The following is an 8,768-nucleotide window of genomic DNA, read 5'->3' as shown; positions in this document are numbered from 1 at the left end:
TAGGTATGCTTGCCACAGAAGAGGCGCTTGCGCGCGGGGTGGACGGCAAAGTCTACCAGTCTTGACCCTCTCCCAGAGGTCGGCGCAGGGATCGGGTCCGTCACCCCCGTTTGACACTCCCGTAATAACCCCGCATACTTTCTAGCCTTTTTTAATCTTCACCCGGATGTAAGAGCCATGAAGCGGACTTTCCAGCCAAGCAAGCTCAAGCGCGCCCGCACCCACGGCTTTCGTGCTCGCATGAAGACCGCGGACGGTCGCAAGATCCTCAACGCGCGTCGCGCGAAGGGTCGTAAGCGCCTGATCCCGTAAGCGGTTCGCCGTCGTGCGTGCCGCTGCCATGCCGCGCGAAGCGCGGCTCCGCCGCGCCGCCGATTTCGCCGCCCTGCGTACTGTCAGCGGCCGCCTCGGCGGCCGCTGCTTTCTTTTGCGTTTCGGAAACAACGAGACCGACACGGCCCGTCTTGGCCTTGCCATCTCGAAGCGTTGTTCCAAGCGCGCGGTTGATCGCAACCGCATCAAGCGCCTCGTGCGCGAATCTTTCCGTCGCGCCCGGCCCGGTCTTCCCACGGTAGACGTCCTGGTGACCGCCCGCGACATCGCGGTCGCCGAATCCGGCGCCGTGCTCCTGGCCGAACTCGATGCCCTGTGGAAGAAGTTGCGGCCGTTGAAGCCGGAGCAGTCGAGCGTCACAATCGCGCGTTGACCTTCCTGTCCCCACCGTCCTTCCGCGGTCGTATACCGCGGCGCCCTTCGGATTTGGCCCTGCAATGAATCAAACGCGCACGTTCCTCTTCTTCGCGCTCATGTTTGTGGCGTACATGCTTTGGATGGAATGGGAGAAAGACTATGTCACTCCGCCTCCTGCACCGACGCCCGCCGCGCAGACCACCGGGCAGGCCGCTGCCGGCGACTCCAGCATTCCAGGTGCCGCCGCTCCCGCTGGCGTTCCCTCCGAATCGGCTAACGCCACCGGCCCGGCGCAACTCGTCACCGTTACGACCGACGTTCTGCGTCTGACGATCAATACGCGTGGTGGCAGCGTCGTTCGCTCCGAATTGCTGGCTTATCCCAGCGAGCCGCGTACCAAGAAGAATCCGGATTCGCCGCCCGTCCGTCTGCTCGACGACGAAGACGCGCAGTTCTTCGCGGCACAGGACGGTCTGGTCAGCAGCGCCGGCGCGGCACCCGATCACAACGCCCTCTTCCACGCCGAGAAAACCGAGTACACGCTCGCCGACGGCGAAAAGAGCGTCAGCGTCGACCTGACCTGGACCGATCCGTCGGGCATCAAGGTCGTCAAGCGCTATACGCTGAAGCGCAACGACTATGTCGTCGACCTCGATCAGCGCATCGAAAACGGCAGCGCCACGGCCTGGACGGGTAACGCCTACCAGCAGCTGCAGCGCGTACCGGCCGCCAAGGTCAACTGGTTCAAGGCCTATACCGATCCGGCGCAGCACAGCTTTTTCGGTGCCGCGTGGTACAGCCCGGAAACCAAGTTCGACCAGCTGCTCTTCAACGACTTCGCCAAGAAGCCGCTGAACCGCCAGATCACCGGTGGCTGGATCAGCATGCTCCAGCATTACTTCTTCGTTGCGTGGATTCCGCCGGCGGACCAGGCCGTCACGTACACGACGACCACCGTCAATCCGGATACCGCGAATCCTCGCTATCTCGTCCGCGCATTCGGTCCGTCGTTGCAGGCCGCGCCGGGTCAGAGCGTCGACAGCGTCGCTCGTCTGTACATCGGTCCGAAACTGCAGGGCACGCTGGACGCGATCGCGCCGGGTCTGGAACTGACCAGCAACTACGGCTGGCTGACGATCATCGCGCAGCCACTGCACTGGTTGCTCTCGCAGTTGCACGCGATCAGCGGCAACTGGGGTCTGGCAATCATCCTGCTCGTGCTGCTGATCAAGGCCGCGCTGTACAAGCTGACCGACGCGCAGTTCCGTTCGGGTGCACGCATGCGCAAATTGCAGCCTCGCGTCCAGGCGCTCAAGGAGCGTTACGGCGACGACAAGGTCAAGATGCAGCAGGCCATGATGGAGCTGTACAAGAAGGAGAAGGTCAATCCGATGGCGGGCTGCCTGCCCATCCTGATCACCTTCCCCATCTTCATCGGTCTGCTCCGCGTTCTGTCCGAAAGCATCGAACTGCGTCACGCGCCGTTTTTCGGCTGGATCCACGATCTGTCGGCATCCGATCCGTATTACGTACTGCCGGTGCTGTACATGATGGTGACGCTGGCCACCCAGCGTCTGACGCCGATGACCGGCATGGACCCGACCCAGGCCAAGATGATGAAGGTGATGCCGCTGCTGTTCGGCGTCTTCTTCGCCTTCTTCCCGTCCGGTCTGGTGCTGTACTGGACCGTTAACGGTGCCACCAGCCTGCTTCAGCAGTGGTGGATCACACGAAGTGTCGACCGCGCCGAGCTCAAGGCCCGGACGTCCTGATAACCCGAAGCGGCGCGTCGAAAGACGCGCCGCTTCGCTATGAGGCTTGCGAAGTGACCCAACACGACGACACCATTGCCGCCATCGCCACGGGTGCGGGCGCCGCGGGCGTCGGCGTGGTGCGCGTATCGGGTCCGGGCGTTCCCTTCATCGCCGCCACCCTGCTCGGTCGCGAACCTCGTCCGCGTCACGCCCACTTCGCCGCATTCCGCGACGCGTCCGCTGAACTCGTCGATCGCGGATTGCTGCTGTTCTTTCCCGGTCCTGCTTCCTATACCGGTGAGCACACACTCGAACTCCAGGGGCACGGCAGCGTCGTTCTTCTCGACGCCCTGCTTCGTCGCGTCATCGAACTCGGTGCACGCCTTGCGCGCCCCGGCGAATTCACCGAACGCGCATTCCTCAACGGCAAGCTGGATCTTGCCCAGGCCGAAGCCGTCGCCGACCTCGTTGCCGCGCGATCGGAAGCCGGTGCGCGCGCCGCGCTTCGTTCCATGGAAGGCGTGTTCTCCGCGAAAGTCGACGACCTGCTGGCCGATCTTGTCGCGCTGCGCGTCCACGTCGAAGCGGCGATCGACTTCCCCGAGGAAGAAATCGACTTCCTCGCCGATCCGGCGATAGAGAAGCAGCTCACGTCATTGCGCGTACGTCTTGCCGATCTTCTCGTCGAAGCGCGACGCGGCGTTCGTCTCAACGACGGCATCGCGGTCGCCATCGTCGGACGTCCGAACGCGGGAAAATCGAGTCTGATGAACGCGCTTGCGGGCAGCGAACGCGCCATCGTCACCGACATTCCCGGTACGACGCGCGATGTACTGCGCGAATCGGTCGCGATCGACGGCGTGTCGTTCGAACTCGCCGACACCGCCGGTCTTCGCGAATCGGACGACATCGTCGAACAGGAAGGCGTGCGCAGAGCGCGCGCGCAACTGGAGCGCTGCGACGTCGCGCTGCTTGTCACGGAAGCATCGCATGCGGACAACGATCTGACGTTCTTCGCAAACCTTCCCGATAGCGCGGAACGCATCGTCGTCGTCAACAAGATCGACATCGCCGGCGACAGCGCACATACCGAGCAACGCGCCGGCGCGACATGGCTGTGGCTATCCGCGAAAAGCGGTAGCGGCCTCGATGCGCTTCGCACGACACTGAAGACCCTGGCCACCGCCGGAGCGGGCGAAGGCGCGTTCAGCGCGCGCCGCCGCCACGTCGTCGCACTCGAACACGTCGCCGCCCACCTTGCACGCACAGCGATCGTGCTGGCCGAAACCCGCTCCGGCGAACTTGCCGCGGAAGAACTACGCCACGCGCAGCACGAGCTCGGCGAAATCACCGGCACCTACACGTCCGACGATCTCCTCGGGGCGATCTTCGGTTCGTTCTGTATCGGGAAGTAGAGCGCCACTCGGCCGGCCATCAGGCGGGTGCACGATCCGCGAACTTCCACGACGACGCTACCCATGAACGGACACGCGACGCGATCCACCTCGTCATCGGACGTTCGATAAAACGATGTGCGATGCAGCCGGCCGCAATCGTCGCCAGAAGCGTGGCGCACCAGAAAGCGATCTCCAGGCCAGGCCCGTAGTTCCCGAGTTGAAGCAGTCCGAATGCACGGGACGCGGCGCCCAGTACGAAAACGTGAATCAGATACAACGAATACGACGCGTCGCCCAACAGCAACCACAATCGCGACGGCCTCGCCATGGCCCACGGCTCCAGCGACAGTGCGCCAACGACCAGGAGCGCGGCGGGAATACCGGCCTGCCACCACCGCTCGGACAGTACGAGCGCGCCGGGCATATTGAGCAGCGCGAACCCACCGATCCCGCTGGCCAGGCAGGCCAGTCCAGCCAGGACGGGCAGTCGCTCCCGGGCTTTCGCGAACCACGCGAAGATCAGCATGCCGAATGCGAATTCCAGCAGGAGCGGACTCGTAAACAGATAGGTAGCGAACATACCGGACAACGACCCGCAAGCCAGAAACAGGACGATTGCCAGCGCCGTCGTCAATCCCGCGCGGCGCGCAGGGATCAGAAAAATGAGAGTGAAGATCGTATAGAAGTAGAGCTCGAAACTAAGACTCCAGCCTGGTCCGATGAGGAAGGTGATATCGCTCTGTTGAAGAGTAGGAATCAAGGTGTAAGAGCGCCAGATGCTGGTTGGGCCGCTGTTGGCGTTTACCAGCGAAGGACTCAGCAGATACAGCGCAAGGGCGGCGGTCGTTACCAGCCAGTACATCGGGAAGATGCGCACGAAACGCTTGAGCCAGAAGTCTCCGGCAGACGGAATCCCATGGGGTGTCCGCCAGTAGATCATCGCCATAACGAATCCCGAGATGACGAAGAACACATCGACGCCGCTTGCGCCGATGCGGAATCCACCGAAGACGTCGGCACCCGCCACCTTGCTTTTGAAGGCGATGTGGGACATCACGACCATGATGGCCGCCATCGCCCGCAGATACTGAAGCGTGTATATCAAGGTATCCCCTTTTTGCGCGGCCAGGCATCGAAGTATAGGCGCCGCACCGGACATAGCCGGCTCCGGACGATGTCCCTTCCTTCGGGAGGCGCGCTGCGTGTCCTGTTTAGGAAGGTCCCGAGCATGGCATGACGGTGAGCTTCGTCGAGCGCACGCTATACGGCGGCGCTCGATATGCCTGAAGCAAACATCAACAACGTCAAACGGTTGCATGACAACCCCATATCGAACGTGAGCAACTGCGTTAAACTGTCTGACTTTGCACGGATGTCCCTCTGTCCGTGCGCTCACGACAGTCGATTCCACGCATGCTCAATTTTGTCTTCGGCGGCCTCGGCGTTTCCGTTCTCTGGCTGATTCCTCTTATCTGGCGTGTCGCGCGCGGGCTGCTGCGGCGCGGTCCCGACGTTCTTCGTGGGCAGGGCGCCATACGATTCTGGGCCGGTGCGCTGGTCGTGCTTGTCGCGAGCATGACGCTCGAGGGCCTCGTCATCGCGCATTACACCGACGATCCCGCCATGGGCGGTTATCTGTGTCGCGTTCTGGGCCATGCGTTTGGCGAATCGCTCGGCGGATTCCTTACCTCGTTGCTGATGCTTGCCGCGCTCGGCGCCGCGTTGCCCTGGTATCTCGGCGTCTCGTGGCGCGGCGCTTTCACCGGCGCGACGCGGGCGCTCGAGCCGCTCGGCGCATTGGCGATCGAAGGCACCCGGCAGACATTCGCTCGCCTGAATGCGCGGGGCCGCGGCGGTCGTTCCGGTGGCGCGGTACGTCGTGCCGATCGACCGGCAGCGCGTAGACGGTCGGCGCCGCCGGCCGTGCGCCGCGAAAAGACAACGGTGGAAGCAGCGGTCACCCTGCCGACACGCACCGGTCCCGTTTCCGCACCACCCGCTCGTCGACACACGCCGATGCGCGAAACGGTGATTCGGGAACCCTGGCTTGCGCCGAGGAACGCGTCGGCACCGCCGGAGCAGCTTCCGCGCATAACGCCCGCATCAATGCCGATGATGGCCGCCGCGCCAACGCCCGCCCCTCGCGCGCCGGAACGATACGAATCGCTTGCGACGATGCCTGTTTCCGAATTGAACGTAGTGCCCGTTGCGCCTGAGCCCGTGGTGAAACCGATCGTCGTTGCACCGGCACCGGCACCGCACGCTGAAGCATTCGATCCAACGGCTGGCTTGATACGTGCCGCGCCTGTCACCGCCGTACCGGCGAGATGGAAAGCGGCAAACGAAGAAAGTATTGCCGACGTTTCCGCCGTAACGGTTACGCCGGCTGCGACGCCCGTCGTTTCGCGCACACCCTCGCCCGTCGGCGTACCGCCGCTTTCGCTTCTGTCCGCATCGGCACACGAGCCGGCCACATCGCTCGACGAAGCCCAGCTTGTGGAAACGGGCGAACTGATCGAACAACGTCTGCGCGAGTTCAAAGTGCCCGTCACCGTAGTCGGTGCTTCGGCCGGTCCCGTGATCACGCGCTTCGAAGTGGAGCCCGCGGTCGGCGTGCGCGGCAATCAGATCGTCGCGCTGATGAAAGATCTGGCGCGAGGTCTCGGACGGACGTCTATCCGCGTGGTCGAAACGATCCCCGGCAAGACGTGCATGGGCCTGGAGCTGCCGAACGAACAGCGCCAGATGATCGCGCTTTCCGAAATTCTCGACTCTGGCGAATACCGCGATTCCGACTCGCTGCTGACGCTGGCCATGGGCAAGGGCATCACGGGAGAACCCGTGGTAGCCGATCTTGCGAAAGCGCCGCATATGCTCGTTGCCGGTACCACGGGTTCCGGCAAGTCCGTCGCCGTGAACGCGATGATCCTGTCGATGCTGTACAAAGCAACGCCCGACGACGTGCGCATGATCATGATCGATCCGAAGATGCTGGAGCTTTCGGTATACGAAGGGATTCCGCATCTTCTGGCACCGGTCGTCACCGACATGAAGCTCGCCGCGAACGCGCTCAACTGGTGCGTGGCGGAAATGGAGAATCGCTATCGCGTGATGTCGGATCTGCGCGTACGCAATCTCGCCGGGTACAACCAGAAGGTTCGCGAGGCACGCGCCGTGGGTCGCCCGTTGTTCAATCCCTTCCCTGCGCATCCGGAAGTACCCGAGCATCTCGACACATTACCGATGATCGTCGTCATCATCGACGAGCTGGCGGACCTGATGATGGTCGCCGGGAAAAAAATCGAAGAATTGATCGCGCGACTCGCCCAGAAGGCGCGTGCGGCCGGTATTCATCTGATCCTTGCCACACAGCGTCCGTCGGTCGACGTCATCACCGGTCTTATCAAGGCGAACATTCCGACGCGCGTTGCGTTCCAGGTATCGTCGAAGATCGATTCGCGAACCATCCTCGACCAGATGGGTGCCGAAAGCCTGCTCGGCCAGGGAGATATGCTGTTCCTTCCACCGGGCACCGGTTATCCGCAGCGCATCCACGGTGCGTTCGTGGCGGACGAAGAAGTGCATCGCGTCGTCGCATGGCTGAAGCAGTTCGGCGAACCCGACTACAAGGACGAGATCCTTGCCGGACCGCCAGCGGAAGGTTCGAGCGATATGTTCGGCGAGGACAATGCGGATGCCGAACTCGATCCGCTTTATGACGAAGCGGCGGCGTTCGTACTTCGCTCGCGTCGCGCGTCGATCTCGTTCGTGCAGAGGCAGTTCCGTATCGGCTACAACCGCGCGGCGCGTCTGGTCGAAGCGATGGAAGCGGCGGGGCTCGTATCGTCGATGGGTATCAACGGTCAGCGCGAGGTGCTCGCACCGGGGCCGACGGACTAGTCGAAGTCGTTCCGATAAAACGACTGTAGGAGCGCTCTCGAGCGCTCCTACACAAGAACTGCTTTTACGGCGTGTCTTTTGTCAGGAGCTTCAGCGGTACGGCGATCGTCTTGTCCACCGGCTGCTTGTCGATGAGCTTCTTTGCGGTTTCGACACCGAGACGGCCGATTTCCGCCGGCTGCTGCGCCACGGTCGCGGCCATCTTGCCGTCTTTCACCGCCTGCTTGCCATCGGGCGTTCCGTCGAAGCCGACGACAGCAACATTGTTGCGCTTGGCGCCGTCGAGCGCGCGCACCGCACCCAGGGCCATTTCGTCGTTCTGCGCGAAGATGGCTTGTACATCGCTATTGGCCTGCAACAGGTTCTCGCTGACCGACATACCCTGCGCACGATCGAAATTCGCAGGCTGCTGGGCAACGACCTTCAGGCCCGGCGTCTGTGCGATTTCGTCGTCGAAACCCTTGCCGCGATCGCGTGCCGCCGACGTGCCGGCAACACCTTGCAGCTCGATGATCTTGCCCTTGCCGTTAAGCTGCTTTGCCAGGTAATCGGCCGCCATCTTGCCGCCGGCGATGTTGTCCGACGCGATATGCGAAGCGACCTCCGCGCCGTCTACCGCCCGGTCGAGTGTAACGACGGGAATGTTCGCGCGATTGGCCGACTGCACGGCGCCCGCGAGCGCGGACGAATCGGTCGGATTGAGCAGGATGACCGAGACGCGCTTCTGGATCAGATCTTCCACGCTGGAGATCTGACGCGCGGGATCGTCCTGCGCATCGACGACGACGAGCGAAACATTCGCGTCCTTGGCGGCTTTCTGCGCGCCATCCTTCAGTTCGACGAAGAACGGATTGTTCTGGGTCGACAAGGCGAGACCGATGGTCGGCGTGCCGCTGGCCGGTGCGGCGCCCGCGGTCGATGCCGGCGCGGTGGACGATTCCCCCGGGCCCTGCTGGCTGCAGGCGGCGAGGAGCGTGGCCGCGGCTGCGGCGAGGTAGGCAAGTTTACGCATGGACGTTCTCCCAGA

The 8,768-nt window shown here is 63.1% G+C and carries 7 protein-coding genes; 5 read left to right on the top strand and 2 right to left on the bottom strand.

What is annotated here, in order from left to right; genetic code table 11:
- The first annotated feature begins 177 nt into the window (after positions 1–177).
- The 4 genes from rpmH to mnmE all read left to right on the top strand — a co-directional run bounded on the left by rpmH (position 178) and on the right by mnmE (position 3,859).
- Complete coding sequence (gene rpmH / locus AC3IR3_RS20730) at positions 178–312, top strand: 50S ribosomal protein L34 (protein WP_132145636.1); 135 nt, start codon at positions 178–180, stop codon at positions 310–312.
- A gap of 13 nt (positions 313–325) precedes the next feature.
- The gene (gene rnpA / locus AC3IR3_RS20725) at positions 326–706 is read left to right on the top strand and encodes a ribonuclease P protein component (protein ID WP_243649307.1); all 381 of its coding nucleotides are present in this window, start codon (positions 326–328) and stop codon (positions 704–706) included.
- Between the two features lie 64 nt (positions 707–770).
- Entirely contained in the window at positions 771–2,462 is a 1,692-nt protein-coding gene (yidC, locus tag AC3IR3_RS20720) for a membrane protein insertase YidC (protein ID WP_489194964.1), read from the top strand.
- Positions 2,463–2,515: 53 nt separating this feature from the next.
- Positions 2,516–3,859: a tRNA uridine-5-carboxymethylaminomethyl(34) synthesis GTPase MnmE gene (mnmE, locus tag AC3IR3_RS20715; protein WP_489194963.1), complete on the top strand. Its 1,344-nt coding sequence runs from the start codon at positions 2,516–2,518 to the stop codon at positions 3,857–3,859.
- A 19-nt stretch (positions 3,860–3,878) separates the two neighbouring features.
- Here mnmE and AC3IR3_RS20710 read toward each other — a convergent pair whose 3' ends face one another.
- On the bottom strand, positions 3,879–4,946 hold the full coding sequence (locus tag AC3IR3_RS20710) for an acyltransferase family protein (RefSeq protein ID WP_489194961.1): 1,068 nt from the start codon (positions 4,944–4,946) through the stop codon (positions 3,879–3,881).
- Between the two features lie 308 nt (positions 4,947–5,254).
- Between AC3IR3_RS20710 and AC3IR3_RS20705 the strand changes: the two genes are divergently transcribed.
- Positions 5,255–7,741 (top strand): FtsK/SpoIIIE family DNA translocase, encoded by a 2,487-nt coding sequence (locus tag AC3IR3_RS20705; protein ID WP_489194959.1) that lies wholly within the window; start codon positions 5,255–5,257, stop codon positions 7,739–7,741.
- Between the two features lie 64 nt (positions 7,742–7,805).
- Here the strand turns inward: AC3IR3_RS20705 and rbsB are convergent, their stop codons facing one another.
- Positions 7,806–8,753: a ribose ABC transporter substrate-binding protein RbsB gene (gene rbsB / locus AC3IR3_RS20700; RefSeq protein WP_489194957.1), complete on the bottom strand. Its 948-nt coding sequence runs from the start codon at positions 8,751–8,753 to the stop codon at positions 7,806–7,808.
- Positions 8,754–8,768 lie beyond the last annotated feature (15 nt).

The sequence above is a fragment of the Luteibacter sp. GL_149 genome, assembly GCF_057834065.1.
Note: the sequence above shows the minus strand (reverse complement) of the source record. Positions and strands in the feature narration are given on the sequence as shown.

Coding starts and splice junctions, on each gene's coding strand:
- AC3IR3_RS20705 (WP_489194959.1), top strand. CDS start 5,255: ATGCTCAATTTTGTCTTCGGCGGCCTCGGCGTTTCCGTTCTCTGGCTG.
- rbsB (WP_489194957.1), bottom strand. CDS start 8,753: ATGCGTAAACTTGCCTACCTCGCCGCAGCCGCGGCCACGCTCCTCGCC.
- rpmH (WP_132145636.1), top strand. CDS start 178: ATGAAGCGGACTTTCCAGCCAAGCAAGCTCAAGCGCGCCCGCACCCAC.
- yidC (WP_489194964.1), top strand. CDS start 771: ATGAATCAAACGCGCACGTTCCTCTTCTTCGCGCTCATGTTTGTGGCG.